Origin of the sequence: Rahnella inusitata, assembly GCF_018288855.1 — a bacterium.
GTDB lineage: Bacteria > Pseudomonadota > Gammaproteobacteria > Enterobacterales > Enterobacteriaceae > Rahnella > Rahnella inusitata.
Genome location: NZ_CP065025.1, coordinates 310,113 through 327,465, shown reverse-complemented (window position 1 = coordinate 327,465; position 17,353 = coordinate 310,113). Strand labels below are relative to the sequence as shown.

The 17,353-nt window shown below is 54.7% G+C and carries 15 protein-coding genes; 11 read left to right on the top strand and 4 right to left on the bottom strand.

All coding sequences use genetic code 11. From position 1 onward, the window contains the following. Positions 1-52: 52 nt before the first annotated feature. The 3 genes from I2123_RS23320 to I2123_RS23310 form a co-directional block, all read right to left on the bottom strand. On the bottom strand, positions 53-724 hold the full coding sequence (locus I2123_RS23320; RefSeq protein WP_112163970.1) for an HAD family hydrolase: 672 nt from the start codon (positions 722-724) through the stop codon (positions 53-55). 188 nt (positions 725-912) lie between these two features. Next, positions 913-3,393 (bottom strand): membrane-bound PQQ-dependent dehydrogenase, glucose/quinate/shikimate family, encoded by a 2,481-nt coding sequence (locus I2123_RS23315; protein ID WP_213052604.1) that lies wholly within the window; start codon positions 3,391-3,393, stop codon positions 913-915. Between the two features lie 425 nt (positions 3,394-3,818). Beyond that, entirely contained in the window at positions 3,819-4,709 is an 891-nt protein-coding gene (locus I2123_RS23310) for a LysR family transcriptional regulator (protein ID WP_213052603.1), read from the bottom strand. A 138-nt stretch (positions 4,710-4,847) separates the two neighbouring features. Here I2123_RS23310 and I2123_RS23305 point away from each other — a divergent pair, with 138 nt between their 5' ends. The 9 genes from I2123_RS23305 to I2123_RS23265 all read left to right on the top strand — a co-directional run bounded on the left by I2123_RS23305 (position 4,848) and on the right by I2123_RS23265 (position 14,914). Further along, positions 4,848-6,410, top strand: coding sequence for an ABC transporter substrate-binding protein (locus I2123_RS23305; protein WP_213052602.1), 1,563 nt, complete (start codon positions 4,848-4,850; stop codon positions 6,408-6,410). 93 nt (positions 6,411-6,503) lie between these two features. Further along, positions 6,504-7,388, top strand: coding sequence for a dihydrodipicolinate synthase family protein (locus I2123_RS23300; protein ID WP_213052601.1), 885 nt, complete (start codon positions 6,504-6,506; stop codon positions 7,386-7,388). After that, the gene (locus I2123_RS23295; protein ID WP_213052600.1) at positions 7,385-8,335 is read left to right on the top strand and encodes a nucleoside hydrolase; all 951 of its coding nucleotides are present in this window, start codon (positions 7,385-7,387) and stop codon (positions 8,333-8,335) included. Before I2123_RS23300 ends, I2123_RS23295 begins: the two co-directional genes overlap by 4 nt. A gap of 4 nt (positions 8,336-8,339) precedes the next feature. Next, entirely contained in the window at positions 8,340-9,302 is a 963-nt protein-coding gene (locus I2123_RS23290) for a nucleoside hydrolase (RefSeq protein ID WP_112163976.1), read from the top strand. Further along, positions 9,299-10,273 carry an ABC transporter permease gene (locus I2123_RS23285; protein WP_112163977.1) on the top strand — a complete coding sequence of 325 codons (975 nt, stop codon included), beginning with the start codon at positions 9,299-9,301 and terminating at the stop codon, positions 10,271-10,273. The genes I2123_RS23290 and I2123_RS23285 overlap by 4 nt, the downstream gene beginning before the upstream one ends. Then, the gene (locus I2123_RS23280; RefSeq protein WP_213052599.1) at positions 10,273-11,190 is read left to right on the top strand and encodes an ABC transporter permease; all 918 of its coding nucleotides are present in this window, start codon (positions 10,273-10,275) and stop codon (positions 11,188-11,190) included. Before I2123_RS23285 ends, I2123_RS23280 begins: the two co-directional genes overlap by 1 nt. Before the next feature lie 2 nt (positions 11,191-11,192). Next, positions 11,193-12,995 (top strand): ABC transporter ATP-binding protein, encoded by a 1,803-nt coding sequence (locus I2123_RS23275; protein WP_213052933.1) that lies wholly within the window; start codon positions 11,193-11,195, stop codon positions 12,993-12,995. Between the two features lie 276 nt (positions 12,996-13,271). After that, positions 13,272-14,483, top strand: coding sequence for an MFS transporter (locus tag I2123_RS23270; protein WP_213052598.1), 1,212 nt, complete (start codon positions 13,272-13,274; stop codon positions 14,481-14,483). Between the two features lie 182 nt (positions 14,484-14,665). After that, a complete protein-coding gene (locus I2123_RS23265; RefSeq protein ID WP_213052597.1) occupies positions 14,666-14,914 on the top strand; it encodes a hypothetical protein in 249 nt (82 codons plus the stop codon). Between the two features lie 262 nt (positions 14,915-15,176). Here I2123_RS23265 and I2123_RS23260 read toward each other — a convergent pair whose 3' ends face one another. Then, a complete protein-coding gene (locus tag I2123_RS23260) occupies positions 15,177-15,512 on the bottom strand; it encodes a nuclear transport factor 2 family protein (RefSeq protein ID WP_112163981.1) in 336 nt (111 codons plus the stop codon). A 166-nt stretch (positions 15,513-15,678) separates the two neighbouring features. Here I2123_RS23260 and I2123_RS23255 point away from each other — a divergent pair, with 166 nt between their 5' ends. Together I2123_RS23255 and I2123_RS23250 are read left to right on the top strand one after the other, a co-directional pair. Continuing rightward, on the top strand, positions 15,679-16,110 hold the full coding sequence (locus I2123_RS23255; RefSeq protein WP_112163982.1) for an OsmC family protein: 432 nt from the start codon (positions 15,679-15,681) through the stop codon (positions 16,108-16,110). 199 nt (positions 16,111-16,309) lie between these two features. Next, on the top strand, positions 16,310-17,215 hold the full coding sequence (locus I2123_RS23250; RefSeq protein WP_112163983.1) for a LysR substrate-binding domain-containing protein: 906 nt from the start codon (positions 16,310-16,312) through the stop codon (positions 17,213-17,215). Positions 17,216-17,353 lie beyond the last annotated feature (138 nt).

The window sequence follows — 17,353 nt, the reverse complement described above, 5'->3', positions numbered from 1 at the left end:
GCACCGCAATGAGAAGGCGATGAATTTCGCCTTCTCATCAATTCAATGCATGTCACTTACTCTGCAATTGCTTAATCCGCGCGATCGGTGGATTTCGTTTTGCCCACGAACCGTGGAAGTGACGCCAGTAGGGTTCCTGTGCGGCAGCCAGCATTTCGTAGTCGCCACGGGTGTCGCCCCATGCGCGTAAGTGGTAGGAGGAAAGCGGGCCGTACTCGGCTTCCAGACGCTCAACCTTCTGACCGCAGCGGCAGTTGTGGCCGCTGATGCGCCCAGTCAACACGCCATCTTTTACTTCCAGATTGGTGCCGATAAGACGGATACCCAGACGCTCAGCAAAAGGTTTGAGCACCATCGCCGGGGAGGCTGAGCAGATCGTGACGATTGCACCTGAGTTGACCTGTGTGGCGACGGCGATCAGGCCTGAAGGGCGCATCAGGCGCGTCCAGTAACGTTCGCAAAACTCAGCAGCTTTCTCTTCAATCCATTTGGCATCAACGCCGGTCATAAAAGTGTGGATCAGCACTTCCTTCAGCTCATCGCGGGTCAGCCGACGGCCAACGCATTTCAGCGTAGGCAAAGCTAAACGCACCATACGACGCGCGAAGACGCGTTTACCAAAGGCAAAACGCAGGAAGGGCACGAAGCTGTCGTGTTTTGTCAGCGTGCCGTCGAAATCAAAAACGGACAGGGAATTGCCAACGTTTATTACATCATTAACCATCGTTCAATACGCTCCTTCGGTTGTTCCCGGGGAAAATGCGGGACAACGTAACTCGTTTATAGCAGTAGTGTAATCGCTTTGCGCCTGTTGATCATTGTTGTGTGCTGCTGTGTGGGAGGAGGAACAAAAAAAAGCCCGCCGATTTGCATCAGCGGGCGGTTTTTTTACGACTTATTTGAAGCAGATACTTACTTCTCGTCAGGCAGAGCGTAGGCGATCACATAGTCGCCACGCTCAGGAGACTGACGTGCACCGCCGGCGCTGATGATAATGTACTGTTTACCGGTTTTCGGTGAAACGTAGCTCATCGGGCCAGACTGACTGCCGACCGGCAGACGAGATTTCCAGATCTCTTTACCGTTAGCGGTATCGAACGTGCGCAGATAGAAATCCTGCGTACCGGCGAAGAACAACAGGCCGGATTGCGTTGACAAGCTCGCGCCCAGCGTTGGCATACCTACTTCCATTGGCATACGCATTTTGATGCCCAGCGGGCCGGTGTCTTTCACCGTACCGACCGGCACCTGCCAGACAATTTTGCCGGTTTTCAGGTTAACCGCAGACATCGTACCGAACGGAGGTTTCTGGCAAGGAATGCCCAGCGGAGACAGGAAACGCTCACGCACTGCGCCGAACGGCGTACCGTCCATTGGCACCATGCCCATTTCGATACCGCTTGCGCCAGTTGGCACTTTGGCACGCGGAACCATGTAGTTCGCCAAACCCAGACGCATGTCGTTGACGAACATCAGGGCGTTGTTAGGATCAACCGACACGCTGCCCCAGTTCATACCGCCGAGCGATCCTGGGAATTGCAGGGAACGATCGAGGCCCGGAGGCGTATACACACCTTCATGGCGCATCCCTTTGAACTCGATGCGGCAAAGCAGCTGGTCCATCGGTGTGGCACCCCACATATCAGATTCTTTCAGGGTCTGGTTGCCGATGTTTGGCATCCCGACGGAGAAAGGCTGCGTTTTGGAGTAGCGTTCACCAGGAACATTGCCATGCGGCACTTCGCGGTTTTCAACTTTCGCGACCGGCTCACCGGTTTCGCGGTTCAGCATGAAGATCATGCCCTGTTTGGAGGTCTGCACCAGTACCGGCGTGCTGCCACCTTTGTCATTCGGCAGGTCGTACAGCAGTGGCTGTGACGGCAGGTCGAAATCCCACAGATCGTGATGCGTAGTCTGGAAAGTCCAGCGGACTTTACCCGTTGCAACGTCCACTGCGACGATGGAAGAGCTGTATTTATCGTCCAGCTCGGTGCGGGTGCCCCCGAAGAAGTCCGGCGTTGCGTTGCCGGTAGGCATGTAGATCAGACCCAGTTTTGGGTCATACGACATGGCAGACCAGACGTTCGGTGTACCACGGGTGTAAGTCTGACCTTCCGGTGGCAGTTTGGTGATGTTCGGATTACCCGGATCCCATGCCCAGACCAGAGCGCCGGTGTGGACGTCGAATGCACGTACCACGCCCGGAGGTTCGCCGGTGGAGAAGTTATCTGCCACACGACCGCCGACCACGACGACGTTACCGGCAACCAGCGGCGTAGACGTCTGCTGGTAGTAGCCCGGTTTGACTTCGCCCATGCCGACTTTCAGGTCAACCACGCCGTTATCACCGAAATCAGCGCAAGGCTTGCCGGTGTCGGCGTTGATGGCGATCAGGCGCGCATCGATGGTTGGCAGGAACAAACGACGTTCACAGGTCGCGCTGACTGTACCCCCGGTCGCAGCCGGTGAATGTGGTGCGCCAGGGTGAGTGGCGGACGTTGCTTCTGCCGCCGCGGTGGACGCGTCGGGCGTGGCAGTCGCATCCGCTACAGGCTGTGCGGCTGGCGCAGCAGAGGCGGAGGCGTTCTCGTAATAGCCCAGACCACGGCACCGCTGCCAGTTCGGCGCGGTGGAGTTGGAATCATAGGACCACAGTTTTTTACCGTCATCGACCGACAGCGCCAGCACTTTGCTGTACGCGGTACAAACGAACAGTTTATCGCCTACCTGGAGCGGTGTGTTCTGGTCTTCAGCGCCGGAGCCGTTGCTCTGTGGGATATCGCCAGTATGGGCAATCCACGCGACCTGAAGTTTGTCGATGTTGGTTTTATTGATTTGATCCAGTGCAGCGAAACGGTCACCGGCGGTGGTGTTACCCCAGCTTTCCCAGTTTTTCTGTTCTGCACCCGGTGCGACCGGTTTTACCGGTGCCTGATCGTTGTCGGCGCTGATGATTGGCGTCGGCACGAAGGTGTTACCGAAAGCGGCAATCAGCGCAACGGCCAGCACGGCTGCCAGCGAGAAGCTTGGGCCTTTACGGGCAACCAGCCCCGCGCGTGTTTTCAGCAGCGGATATGCCAGCGCGGTCAGGAAGGCCAGAACGCCGAAGGTGAACAGGCGGGAGAAGAGCGGCCAGAATGCCAGACCTGCATCCCAGACGGCCCAGATAATTGAAAGCACGAAGGCCACGGCGTAAAGCCAGGCACCCGAAGGCTTGCCCTTGAAGATCAGAACGGCTGACATGATCAGCGCCAGACCCATCAGCAGGAAGTAAAGGCTTCCTCCCAACGTGGCCAGATACGCGCCGCCGATGCCCAGCGTCAGACCAATGACGACCATCAGCGCGCTCAGTAGCCAGAGGAGCCAGGTCCATTTACTCTTAGTAGTTGGCATGATTTATCTCACTGCACATGTGTTATAGAAATAGATAGTAGAAAAGATGGGTAAAAGAAAGCTGCGCTGAAAAGGGGTACATTGGATGACCTTTCGCTACCAAATGAACCAGACAGAACAATTTCGCGCAAATAGTAATACTTCTCAACGTGGTTGTGAATGTGTAACGGAGAGTTTGAATTTCGGTAAAGAAATAGCGCGAGAATTAGGATGGAGGGGTTGTGTTTGTATGTTGCTGATTTTAATGTGTAATTATTTATTACATATGCAAATAACAAATGTTTAGTAAGTTAAGTATTCGTTTTTGGTCTATGTAACAGCACGAACGGGGCCGGTTGTTCTGCCACAAAAAGGGATTTGTGACAGATTTCTCACAGTTTTCACTGCCGGTGTGAACCCGTTGGTGAGTTTATGGCGCGGTAAAGTTACAAATAACCTTCAATCAGCATCTTCATTTCCAACGTGATTTGTTCAACCAGACGACTTTTGGGGATCTGCGGCGGGAAAACGGCGAGATAGGCAATGCTGATGTCCGGCGTGAAAGGCTTGATCACCAGATCGCTTTTGTGGCTGCGTGCTGTAATGAAATCCACAACGCCGACCCCAAGATTATTCCCCGCCATGATGCAGCAGTTATTCAGCGATGTTTCGATAGGATTGTTCATATAGAGATCCTGACGGCTCATCACATGGTCCAGTTGCTCACGCAGCGGCGTCTTGCGGCCGGGAATGATAGGGCGGTAGTGGGTAAGATCGGTCGCCGTCACCACGTCCTTTTTCGCCAGCGGATGGCGCGGCGACATTACCGCTACCGCATTCGCCCGTGCCAGCATTTCTGCTTCCAGCCCTTTCACATCTGGCTTGCCGAAAATAAACCCGACGTCGTACTGATTGCTGGTGACCACATCAGTGATGTGCGTGGTACTTTCGATATCCAGAAAAAGAGAGATATCGTCGATGGTTTCAATCAGCGGCGGCAAAATGTGTTCGACGCACAGCGCAGACAACGCCGCAACCGTACCGATCCGCAGCACACTGCCTTTGGAATGACGGATCTCTTCCGCAATGCGTGAAATATGTTCAAGCCCGAGGTACAAACGCTCCACCTCGCGGTACAGCTTAATGGCGTCGTCACGCGGGATAAGCCCGCGGCCATCACGGTCAAACAGCTTCAGATCGACGGCATATTCAAAGTCACGGATAAGCCTGCTGACCGCGGGCTGAGTGATATTCATCATATTGGCTGCTGCTGTAATGCTACCGGTGAGGATCACCTTGTGAAAAGCTTCAACCTGTCGGGGATTAATTTTCGTCATATGTCCTCATGATCCATAACATTTGTTTATGGATGTAACACAAAATACAATTTTCAATTCAGATGTCCACCCCCTAGACTCCAGTTTACGATCTGACACACATAGCCTGAAAATCTAAAATAATTAAGGGTTAAATGCATGAGAAAGTCCGTTCCGGCAGTCGTGTTCTCCTCAGCACTGGCCACACTTTTTGTGTTACACACATCTTCTGTACAGGCTGCCGATCTTAAAATCGGTCTGGCCGCATCAACCACGTCAATGGATCCGCAGTTTTACGTGGGCGGTGCCAACAGCGCCATGGCGCGCAGCATTTTTGACGGACTGGTTAATCAGGACGAAAAACAACATATTACGCCTGCGCTGGCGGTATCGTGGAAAATCATCAACGATACCACCTGGGAATTCAGTCTGCGTCCGGGTGTAAAATTTCACGACGGCAGCGATTTCACGGCAAAAGACGTGATCGCCAGCATCAAACGCGTGCCACTGGCCTCGAAGAATAGCCCGAGCGCGTACACGCCGTACGTCAATGACATCGCGGATGTCACCGAAGTGAATCCTTTAACGGTGAGAATTGTCACCAAAACGCCAACACCACTCTTACTCAACAACCTGAGCCGCGTTGCCATTTTACCGGCACGGCTTGAGAACGTGGCGTCGCACACCCTCAATGAAGGGAAAGACGTGATCGGCACCGGGCCATTCAAATTTGTCAGCTGGACACCGGATGACAATGTCGTACTGGCGCGCAACGACCAGTATTGGGGCGGCAAAGCGCAGTGGGACAACGTTACGCTGCGCGTCTTTAAAAACCCAAGTGCCCGCGTGGCCGCGATCCGTTCCGGCGACGTGGACGTGATAGAAAGCGTACCGACAGCCGATGGTCGCGACCTGGCAAAACAGGCCAGCCTGCATATGGAATCCGTTGCCGGTAACCGCATTCTCTATTTACACCCGGATCAGGATCGCGACGCCTCGCCGTTTGCCAAAGGGCCTGACGGCAGTAATCCGCTGAAAAAACGTGAAGTGCGTGAAGCCATGTCGCTGGCGATCAACCGTCAGGCGATTGTTGACCGGATCATGGACGGGCAGGGCGTTCCGGCCTCGCAGCTGGTACCAAAAGGGTACTTCGGCTATACGCCGTCGATCGCCGCACCGGTTTATGATCCAGCCAAAGCGAAGCAGCTGCTGGCGCAGGCGGGTTATCCGGACGGATTTACCCTGACGTTCCACGCGTCGAATGACCGTTATCCCAATGATTCGAAAATCGCCCAGGCGCTGGGCCAGATGTTCAGCCGAGTGGGAATCAAAACCGACGTGGTGACCATGCCGGGCAGCGTCTATTTCTCACGAGCGTCAAAGCGTGATTTCAGCCTGATCATGGGCGGCGCGGCGATTGAAACCGGTGAGGCTTCCGGGGTGCTGGGGCCGTTGCTCGAAACCTTTGGGCCGAATGGCGGGCAGGGTAACCGTGGCCGCTATTCGAATCCGGAGTTTGATAAAACGCTGGCCGAAGCGCGTTCGACACTTGATGACGGCAAACGCGAGAAATTATTACAACAGGCTACAGAAATAGCGATGAAGGACGAAGGCACGATTCCGCTGCTGTTCCTCTCGTATACCTGGGCGATGAAAACACCTTATACCTACGTTGGCCGTTCCGACGGTTATACGTTGCCGTACTTTGTTCACGAAAAATAAGTCCTGCGGGACGTCATGAACGAAGTGCATACCGAACCCACGCGGGAATAGAGCACCAACACCAGGGTTGTTCTAAGCAAAGAGAGAGAAGCTATGACTTCTTTTAGCGGTGTTTTTCCCTATCTGGTTTCCCCCGTCACCGACGGTGGTCAGATAGACAAACCGGTGTTAACTGCACTGGTCGAGCATCTCATCAACAGCGGTGTGCAGGGTCTGACGCCGCTGGGCAGTACAGGTGAGTTTGCTTACCTCAGTGCAGAACAGCGCACCGAGGTGGTCAAAACAGTAGTCGAAGCCGCCCGGGGACGGGTACCGGTGATTGCCGGGGTCGCAGCCACCACCATTCAGGACGCCGTAGCGCAAACCGCTCGTTATGTCGCTCTGGGTGTCGACGGTATTCTGGCTATTCTTGAAGCCTATTTCCCGGTGCCCGATCAGGGCGTCGAGGACTATTTTCGTGCCATCGCGACCGCAGCCGGTACGCTGCCGGTCGTGCTGTACACCAATCCGCAGTTTCAGCGTTCCGATCTCAGCCTGCCGGTCATTGAGCGGCTGAGCCACGTTGAAAACATCAACTATATTAAAGATGCCTCCACCAACACCGGCAGGCTGTTGTCGATCATCCAACGTACGCAGGGGCGGATGCAGGTCTTTGCTGCATCGGCGCACATTCCGGTATGTGTGATGATGATTGGCGGCGTCGGTTGGATGGCGGGCCCGGCCTGTATCGTGCCAAAGCAAAGTCTGGCGCTGTACGAAGCGGCGAAGCAAGGCGACTGGACAAAGGCGATGGCGTTGCAGCGTCCCCTGTGGCGCATCAATGAAATCTTCGCTAAGTATTCGATTGCCGGATGCATCAAAGCGGCATTGCAGTTGCAGGGTTTTGCCGTGGGCGATCCGCTGCCGCCGCAGGTTCCGCTCGACGCCGCCGCGCGTCTGGAAATCGCTGAAGTTTTACGTTCGGTAGGTGCCTTGTGAAAACGCTGCCCGTTATTATTGATTGCGATCCCGGTATTGATGACGCCATTGCATTGCTCAGCGCGTTTGTTGCGCCGCAGCTCAATATCCTCGGTATCTGCACCGTGTGCGGTAATCAGCCGCTGTCGAATACCTTGCGTAACGCGCTGCAAATCACTGAACTCGGCCAAAGAACAGATATTCCGGTTTTTGCCGGATGCCATCAGCCGATGTTTCGCGAACCGATCCACGGCCAGTTTCATGGCGAAAACGGCCTCGGCAATACCGCCTTTCCTGCACCGCAAAAACAGCCCGAAACGCTCCACGCCGTCAATTTTCTGATTAACAGCTGCGAGCAGGCGATCCGCGATAATCAGCCGGTGACTCTTTGTGTGCTCGGGCCGCTGACCAATCTGGCGACAGCGCTGCGCATGAAACCGCAGATCGCCGCCGGGATTGCCCGCGTGGTACTGATGGGCGGCGCATACCGTGAAGCCGGTAACCGCACCATGACCTCCGAATTCAACATGCTGGCCGATCCTCATGCCGCGTATGTGGTTTTTTCCAGTGAGCTGAATATCACGGTTCTGCCGCTGGACGCGACGCATCAGGTCATTCTCACGCCGGAACACGTGGGGAAATTCATCAATGTTTCCGGGCGGATTTCCCAACCATTGGGTGAACTGATGGCCTTCTGGGATCGCAATGATATTCGCCGTTACGGCTCACGAGGCGGACCCTTGCACGATCCGCTGGTGATTGCCTATGTCCTTGCGCAGGAACTGTTTGGTAGCGAGAAAGCGCGGGTGTTTGTCGAATACAACAGCGAGTTATGTATGGGACAAACCGTGGCGGACTGGTACGGCAAGTCCGGACAGACAGCGAATGTTGATATCGTCACGCGCGTGGACGCCGCAAAGGTGTTCATGCTGTTTTATGAGCTACTTTCACGTTATGCCGGGAACTGACCCTATGAGCCAGCGCATCATTATTGATACCGATCCCGGCGTGGATGACGCCATCGCTCTGTGGCTGGCGTTAGCCTCACCGGAACTTGAGGTGCTGGGCGTGACGGTGGTCGCCGGAAATGTGGCGCTGAAAGATACCGTGCGCAATGCCTGCAAAATCGTCGCGCTGTCGGGCAAAACTTCAACGCCAATTTATGCCGGTGCGCCTGGCCCGCTGGTGCGTGATCAGGTTTACGGCAAATATGCCCACATCGGCGCGTTCAGCAACGAACTGGTGCCGGACAGCGAACTGCAACCTCAGGCGGAACACGCCGTTGATTTTCTGGTGCGAACGCTGAGAAAAGCGGCGCAGGACAACGATCCGATCACGATTTGCGCTATCGGCCCGATGACCAATCTCGCACTGGCGCTGGGTATGCACCCGGACGTTGCCCGCGGCATCAGACAAATCGTCACCATGAGCTGTGCATTTACCGCGCTCGGACATCGCGTGCCGTGGGCAGAATTCAACGTGTATGCCGATCCGCACGCCGCCGAAAAAGTGTTCACCAGCGGCGTCCCGCTGGTGGTGATGCCGCTCGATATGACTTTTCAGGCGCTGATCGGTGCTGATGATATCGACGCGATAAGACAGGACGGCGGCAAGCCGGGGGAATCCATCGCCGCGCTGCTGAGTGCGTTTGATCGCAGCGATCTCACCCGCTTTGGCCGCGAGGGCGGACCGGTTCACGATGCAACGACCATCGCGTATCTGCTGCAATCCGGCCTGTTCTCCGGCCAGAAAGCGCGCGTCGGCGTGGCGGTTTCCGGCAACACAGCCGGTTATACCTATGCTGATTTCTACAACAAATTACCGACGCCGCCGAACGCGCTGGTGATGCAAAAAGTGGATGAATACGGCTTCTTCAGTTTGCTGCGCCGTGTACTTTCCCGCTACGGCGCACATCATGGCGAACAGCAGGCATGAGCCGTTACCTGCTGGGGCGTTTCGGACAAACGTTACTGACGCTGTTCGTGATGTCGCTGCTGGTTTTTGGAGGCGTTTATCTGGTAGGAAATCCGGTCGATCTCCTGCTCAGCACCACGGCCACTCCCGCTGAACGCCTCGGCGTGATCCAGTCTTTCGGCCTTGATAAACCGGTGTGGGAGCAATACGGCCTGTTCGTGGTCAATGCCCTGCACGGCGATATGGGCAACTCTTTTATCTACAACCAGCCCGCGCTGCACCTGATTTTCCAGCGAATGCCCGCCACACTTGAACTGGCGCTGGTGGCGTTTGTTCTGGCACTGATGATTGGTATTCCGCTGGGCGTTTACGCCGGTTTGCGCCCGGACGGCTGGCTGTCGAAAACCATCATGACCCTCTCCATTTTCGGCTTCAGCCTGCCCACGTTCTGGATTGGGCTGATGATGATCATGCTGTTCAGCGTCAAGCTCGGTGTGCTTCCGGCGTCCGGGCGCGGCGAAACGATGGACGTTTTCGGCGTTCCCGTCAGTCTCTTTACCGCCGACGGACTCGCGCATTTGATCCTTCCCGCGTTCAATCTGGCGCTGTTCAAAATTTCACTGATTATCCGCCTGACCCGTGCTGGCGTGCTTGAATGCCTGCAACAGGATTTCATCCGTTTTGCCCGCGCGAAAGGTTTGTCCGAAAGCCGCATCGTGCTGGTTCACGTTCTGAAAAACACGCTGATTCCGCTGATTACCGTCATAGGACTGGAGCTTGGCTCGCTGATTGCCTTTGCCGTCGTCACCGAAACCATTTATGCGTGGCCGGGCATGGGCAAGCTGATTATTGATTCCATCGCGGTGCTCGATCGCCCGGTAATTCTGGCGTACCTGATGATCACCGTGGTGATGTTCAGCCTGATCAACCTGCTGGTGGATGTCCTCTACGTGCTGGTCGATCCGCGCGTGCGGCTGGGGGGCGAAGACTGATGCCGTCGAATTCGGTTCATTCCCGCAATACCACGCCGCAGACGGCGCACTCGGCCTTTTACAACACGCTGATGGCGCTTATGCGCAATAAATTTTCGCTGTGCGGCCTGATTATTTTGGGTATCGCCATTTTGCTTTCGGTACTTGCGCCGTGGATCTCCCCGCAAAACCCCTACGATTTATCGCAACTCGATATTATGGATGGCCGCCTGAAACCGGGCTCTGCCAGCATGAGCGGCATGATTTACTGGCTGGGGACCGACGATCAGGGGCGCGATTTACTGAGTGCCATGCTTTACGGCATGCGCACCAGCCTGCTGGTGGGTGTGTCCAGTGCGGTGATTGCGCTGACGATTGGCGCGGTGCTTGGGCTTGTCAGCGCCTGGGCGGGCGGCAAAACCGACGCGCTGATTATGCGTATCGTCGATATTCAGCTGAGCTTTCCGCCGATCCTCATCGCGCTTATCCTGCTCGCCGTGCTCGGGCAGGGTGTCGATAAAATTATTCTGGCGCTGGTGGTCACGCAGTGGGCGTACTACGCACGCACCGTGCGCGGCTCGGCGCTGCTGGAACGTCGCCGCAGTTATGTGGATGCCGCGCGCAGCATGGCGCTGTCGAATCCGCGAATCCTCCTGCGCCATATTTTGCCTAACTGCCTGCCGCCGCTGATCGTCGTCGCCACCATGCGCATTGCCTACGCGATTATGCTCGAGGCCACGCTGTCATTTCTCGGCATTGGTTTGCCCGTAACCGAACCTTCGTTGGGATTACTTATCGCCAACGGGTTCGACTACCTGATGTCTGGCGATTACTGGATCAGCGTTTTCCCTGGCATCACGTTGCTGGTACTGATCGTGGCAATCAACTTAGTCGGTGATGCCTTGCGCGACATTCTCAACCCGAGGAATAAGGACTGATGATGCGCGATCCGGTGTTACAGGTCGAAAAACTCAACACGGCGTTTTCGGTGGAAGGGGAATGGCTGAACGTGGTGCGCGATCTTTCCTTTTCGATTGGCCCGAAAGAAACGCTGGCGCTGGTGGGAGAATCCGGTTCTGGTAAAAGCGTGACTGCCATGTCAGTGATGCAGCTGCTGGATGCCAGGCAAACGCGTTACTCCGGCAGCGTGATGTTCGATGGTCAGAATTTACTGACTCTCAACGGCAAACAAATGCAAAGCATTCGCGGCAACCGCATCGGTATGATCTTTCAGGAACCGATGACCAGCCTGAATCCGGTATTAAAAATTGGCGTGCAAATCACCGAAGTGCTCAAGCGGCATCGCGGCATGGACGACGCCACCGCGCGTACCGAAGCCGTCCGCCTGCTGGAAAAAGTACGGATCCCGGCTGCTGCATCACGGCTGAATGAATATCCGCTGAGCTTTTCCGGCGGCATGCGTCAGCGGGTGGTGATCGCCATCGCGCTGGCCTGTAATCCACGATTGCTGATTGCCGACGAACCGACCACCGCGCTGGATGTCACCATCCAGGCGCAGATTCTTGCGCTGATAAAATCTTTGCAGGAAGAAGAGGGGATGTCGGTGCTGTTCATCACCCATGATATGGGCGTGGTGGCCGAAGTGGCTGACCGCACGCTGGTGATGCACAGGGGCGAAGCGGTGGAACAGGCGACCACGCGGGAAATTTTCCAGCTTCCGCAGCACGCCTATACGCGTGCGCTGCTGGCGGCGGTACCGCGTCTCGGCGCGATGACCGGCTTCGCCTTGCCCAAACGATTTCCACTGATGGATATCGAAACTGGCGTTCCGCAGCCGGTGGCAGAGTCTGTCGATACCCTGCGTCCGGGTCAGCCGGTGCTGGATGTCAAAAATCTCGTCACACGATTTGATGTGAAATCCGGCCTGTTGCGCCGTGTGTCTGCGCGCGTCCATGCGGTGGAAGATCTCTCTTTCAGCCTGCAACCAGGCGAAACGCTCTCGCTGGTCGGGGAATCCGGCTGCGGAAAATCCACCACTGGCCGCACGATTTTACGGCTGACCGAAGCCACCTCCGGTGACGTGCTGATTACCGGGCAGGATATACGCCGCGCCGATCGGGCGCATCTTGCAGAGATCCGCTCGCAGGCACAGATGATTTTTCAGGATCCGTTTGAGAGCCTGAATCCGCGCATGCGCATCGGGCAGGCAATTGCTGAACCGATGATAAGCCTCGGGCTGCATGATGCCGCCAGCGCAAAAATTCGTGTGGCGCAGTTGCTCGAACAGGTCGGGCTGCAAAGCAATATGGCAACGCGTTTTCCGCATCAGTTTTCCGGCGGGCAACGTCAGCGGATCTGCATCGCTCGCGCGCTGGCGCTGGAACCCAAACTTATTATTGCCGACGAAGCGGTGTCGGCGCTGGATGTGTCGGTGAAAGCGCAGGTCATTAATCTGATGCTCGATCTCCAGCAACAGCTGGGTCTGGCGTACCTGTTTATCTCCCACGATATGGCCGTGGTCGAACGCATCAGCCATCGCGTTGCCGTGATGTATCTGGGGGAAATCGTCGAAATCGGCTCCCGCGCCGATATTTTTGAAAACCCGCAACATGTCTATACCCGCAAGCTGCTGGCCGCCGTGCCGGTGCCGGATCCTACTATTCGCCGCAAGCGCGCCGTCGTTCCGGAAGAACTCGCCAGCCCGCTGCGCCCGGCCACGTATCAGCCACCTGTCCGCCATTATCGCGAAGTCAGCGACGGGCACTTCGTACAAATCCCCTGATTCCCGCCCGTTTTCTCGCTAAATGGGTCATAGCAATAACTTAGTTACAACATACTTAAAACGTGGAAAGATTTCCTGATCGAGTTATCAGGATGTGCCCTGCAAATTTGCGGCGCGGATCCCTCTGTAAGTCGCATCGCAGGCGGGAACTGGCTTAGTTCAATTCGCCATGAGTCATAACGTAACGGTCATGAGTAAACATCTTGACCAGGTGACGGCGATCACGTTTTATGGCAACCGGACAATCCCCTAATTTACCTGCAAAGGATAATAATAATGACTGAGTGCGCATCGCTGGACACCCGGCCACATACTTCTGCTTTCCGCCGATGGCTGGCGGTCTTTTCACTCGCCTGCGGCACCTTCGTGCTGGTCAATACCGAATTTCTGCCGATTGGTTTGCTTTCACCCATCGCCCGTTCGCTGGGCGTTACCGAGGGGCACGCGGGTCTGGCGGTGATGCTGCCGGGACTGATTGCCGCAATTTCTGCACCGCTGATCATGCTGTTCGCCAAACGTATGGATCGCCGTAAGCTGCTGTTATTGCTCTCCGCGACGGTGATTATTGCTAATGGTATTGCTGTGATGGCGGAATCCTTCAACGTTTTGCTGATCGGACGCATTATTCTTGGCGTGGGTGTCGGCGGATTCTGGTCATTCGCCATCCCGTCCGGGCGCAGGCTGGTGCCGGAAGAGCAGGGCGCGCGGGCGATTTCGTTGATCACCGCCGGTGTGGCCGTCGGCACGGTTGCTGGTGTGCCAGCGGGGGCATTTATCGGCGATCTGTACGGCTGGCGTATGGCGTTCACCCTGAATTCGGTGCTGGCGCTGGTATTCTTCGTATTGCAGTGGATTGCCTTACCGCCGCTTCCTGCTCAGCAATCTATCGGGCTGCGCGCCATGCTCGGCGTGATAAAAGTGCCCGGTATCCGCTATGCGTTAATCATCGGCGTGTTTATGGCCGGTGGCCATTTTGCGGCCTACACCTATCTGGAGCCATGGCTGCGTTTCGACCTAGATCTGTCGGCCAGTGATATTTCGTTATTGCTGATGGGATACGGCATTGCCGGGTTATTCGGCACGTTAACTTCCGAATTCACCGTGCGTGAGTTTGGCGTAAAGCGGGCGTTTATGTTGAACATGTTATTGCTCAGCGTGTCGGTGCTGGTGTTATCACTGTTCCCTGTGCCGCTGGCGGTGGCCAGCGCGCTGGTGATCCTGTGGGGGCTGGCGTTTGGTGCATTGCCTGTGTGCCTGAACATCTGGACTTATCAGGCGTCGCCCGCCTTGTTCGAAACCGGTTCTGCGCTGCTGGTCTGCGTATTCCAGACGTCTCTGGCGTTGGGCGCCCTGTTCGGCGGCGTGCTGGCAGATAACGCCGGAGTCAGCAGCGCTTTCCTGCTCGGCGGCGCGCTGACCCTACTGGCAACCATCACCATTTTTCTGTCGCGTCCGCAACCTGCACAGTTGCGCGGATCCGAAGCATAACGTGATTTGTGAACAGGAAATGTTTCCACGTATACATTGTGGTGTTATTTAACCGGTCAGAGCGCCGGTTAAATTTGATACAAAGCAAGGACGAAGTGCTTTTATTAATTTTATTATTCGCCTGAATTGAAGTCTGCTGCTACTTTCTAAGAATTAGCAAACAACTGACGGGAGGGCGTTAAATGAAAGTGCTGAAAAATGAAACAGACTATATTTCCTGGATGTTCGACAACTACTTTCAGCTGTCTAAGGCTACCGTGTCGCCTCTAATGAGTGATGCAGAGATCAGGGAGGTACTTAATGAATTGCATCCTGAGTCTTTCCCTTGTATAGGGTATTTAACTTTATCTTCAAGTGGTTGTATGCCCGAAGTAAATTATATATCACGAGAGATGGTATCAGAGTGGGCGGTTGAACTGGATATAAACTAAACTCAAATTTCCTTCAAACCGTTATCACTGTTTTGGAAGGTCGGGGGTATCTCCCGGCCTTCTTTTCATTGTTGTTATCCATTCTCAAGATACGTTTATCACTCTTTTTGCGTCATGCAGATGCCAGAATAAACATCAGGTTATGCCATCACCTGATGTTTTGAATAAGCGGAAATGAATACTGAAAAGACAAAAGATCATACAATCCCGAGATCATATGATCTCAGGATATATTTTGAGCGGAGGTTTTAAAACTATGGTCTCACTCGAAATAGAACCACGCGGTTTTAATCAGGCTATTTTCTACTTCGAACACCGCGATGCTGTTTACTGGCTGATCGTAGATGCCGTGAATCAGTTCGTGATCAAACACTTTGTTGCCCAGCACGGTTCTCGACAGCAGTTCGGCGCGCAGCGCTTTATTGTTGAAACGATGGTTCCTGTAAAACGTGACTAATGCGTCCTTACCCTGTAAAGACGGCGTCATCGTGGGCATACGATAGGCTGTGAAATCTTCGCTATAGCAGGCGGCGAAAGCCTCCAGATCGTGGGCGTTATAGGCGTCGAACTGCTTTTCAACGGGCGTGGCTGCATTCATGAGCTTACCTTCTTTGAATTTATATGTGAATTAAACGCATAATAATTCATATGGTGCTGTCTGGTAAAGCCTCATTTAAGAAAGTTCCTGCTTTGCTGGCAGAACTCGCGTAACCCTCGTCAGCGTCTATACTTAACCCGAATGTAAAACAAATCGGAGGAAATACATGACCATTCATAAAAAAGGCCAGGCACATTGGGAAGGCGACATCAAACACGGAAAAGGTTACATCTCTTCTGAAAGTGGCGCACTCAAAGATCAGCCGTACGGTTTCAACACCCGCTTTGAAGGCAAACCCGGTACCAACCCGGAAGAGCTTCTCGGCGCAGCACATTCCGCCTGCTTCTCAATGGCACTTTCATTGATGCTCGGCGAAGCAGGGCACACCCCTGAAAGCATCGATACCGTCGCAGACGTTTCGCTCGATAAAGTGGATGGCGGCTTTGCTATCACTAAGATCGCGCTCGACAGCACCGTTAAACTGCCAGGGATCGATAAAGACAAGTTTGATGAAATCATCAAAGCGGCGAAAGCCGGATGTCCGGTTTCCAAAGTGCTTAACGCAGAAATCACTCTGACTTATAAGCTGGAAAACTGATCCGCTTTGTCTGAATGAGTTTGAGTGACTATAAAGCCATGCAAAGTTTGCATGGCTTTTGTGTTTCTGCTCCCAAATATTCAATCCTTTATTCCGCCGGTTTGACAAAAAATCCCCGCATGCCTTAACTCAATCATTCCCCTAAACCGAATGCTGCCCGCATGAGTTCGGTTTTTTGTTGAGATGATGAGATGACCTTATGCTGACGCTCCGCCAGATCCGCCATTTTATTGCCGTTGCTGAAACCGGTTCGATTTCCGCTGCGGCGCAAGCTTCGTTTGTCTCCCAGTCCTCGCTGACGCAGGCCATTCAGCAACTGGAGGTTGAAACCGAAGCGCGGCTGTTTGACCGCCACGCCAAAGGCATGACGTTGACCCATCAGGGACATCAGTTTTTACGCCAGTCATATTTGATCCTCGCCACGGTGGATAACGCCAAGCGCAGCCTGCAAATGGGCACCGAAAGCGTCACCGGGCAGATTACGCTTGGTGTAACCAGTCTGGTGGCCGGGTATTTTTTGGTGGATTTACTCAAACAATTCAACGCCTACTACCCGAATGTGGAAGTCAAAGTCGTCGAGGATGAGCGTCAGTACATCGAGCATTTGCTGGTCAGTGGCGAAATCGACATCGGTGTGTTGATCCTCTCCAATCTTGAAGACCGCGACGCGTTGCAGACAGAAGTCCTGACCCATTCGTCTTATCGCCTGTGGCTGCCGCCATTGCATCCGTTGCTCGAGCGCGAAAGCATTTCTCTGGCGGATATCGCTAATGAGCCGCTGATTCAGCTGAACGTTGATGAAATGGAGAAGCACGCCCAGCGGTTATGGGCACGGGCCGGACTGAAGCCGAATATCGCAATGAAAACCGCGTCGACCGAAGCGGTGCGAAGCCTGGTCGCCGCCGGTCTGGGTGTCTCGGTACAGCCGGACATGGCCTACCGCGCGTGGTCACTGGAAGGCAATATGATCGAAGCCAGCAAGCTGGAAGACTCCATCGAACCCCTGGATATCGGGCTGGCATGGCGTCGCGGCAGCGCGCGGCCTGAACTGGTGACTCCGTTTCTGACCATAGCGCGTGAAAACAGCGCCAAACGAAAACCCTGATAGCCGGGCATTCGGTTTATCCGAACGCTGCCTTCAGTAATTGCTATTTGTTGCCCTCAGTGAAATTACCTAATGTGAATGTAATGTACTTTCTTGTTACGTCCCGATAACAATTACATGAATTAAGGATGATTCTCA

Bases quoted from the DNA above. Each gene is read 5' to 3' on its own strand.
- I2123_RS23310 (WP_213052603.1), bottom strand. From the start codon at position 4,709: ATGACGAAAATTAATCCCCGACAGGTTGAAGCTTTTCACAAGGTGATC.
- I2123_RS23305 (WP_213052602.1), top strand. From the start codon at position 4,848: ATGAGAAAGTCCGTTCCGGCAGTCGTGTTCTCCTCAGCACTGGCCACA.
- I2123_RS23255 (WP_112163982.1), top strand. From the start codon at position 15,679: ATGACCATTCATAAAAAAGGCCAGGCACATTGGGAAGGCGACATCAAA.
- I2123_RS23315 (WP_213052604.1), bottom strand. From the start codon at position 3,393: ATGCCAACTACTAAGAGTAAATGGACCTGGCTCCTCTGGCTACTGAGC.
- I2123_RS23280 (WP_213052599.1), top strand. From the start codon at position 10,273: ATGCCGTCGAATTCGGTTCATTCCCGCAATACCACGCCGCAGACGGCG.
- I2123_RS23270 (WP_213052598.1), top strand. From the start codon at position 13,272: ATGACTGAGTGCGCATCGCTGGACACCCGGCCACATACTTCTGCTTTC.
- I2123_RS23320 (WP_112163970.1), bottom strand. From the start codon at position 724: ATGGTTAATGATGTAATAAACGTTGGCAATTCCCTGTCCGTTTTTGAT.
- I2123_RS23285 (WP_112163977.1), top strand. From the start codon at position 9,299: ATGAGCCGTTACCTGCTGGGGCGTTTCGGACAAACGTTACTGACGCTG.
- I2123_RS23300 (WP_213052601.1), top strand. From the start codon at position 6,504: ATGACTTCTTTTAGCGGTGTTTTTCCCTATCTGGTTTCCCCCGTCACC.
- I2123_RS23260 (WP_112163981.1), bottom strand. From the start codon at position 15,512: ATGAATGCAGCCACGCCCGTTGAAAAGCAGTTCGACGCCTATAACGCC.
- I2123_RS23250 (WP_112163983.1), top strand. From the start codon at position 16,310: ATGCTGACGCTCCGCCAGATCCGCCATTTTATTGCCGTTGCTGAAACC.
- I2123_RS23275 (WP_213052933.1), top strand. From the start codon at position 11,193: ATGCGCGATCCGGTGTTACAGGTCGAAAAACTCAACACGGCGTTTTCG.
- I2123_RS23290 (WP_112163976.1), top strand. From the start codon at position 8,340: ATGAGCCAGCGCATCATTATTGATACCGATCCCGGCGTGGATGACGCC.
- I2123_RS23265 (WP_213052597.1), top strand. From the start codon at position 14,666: ATGAAAGTGCTGAAAAATGAAACAGACTATATTTCCTGGATGTTCGAC.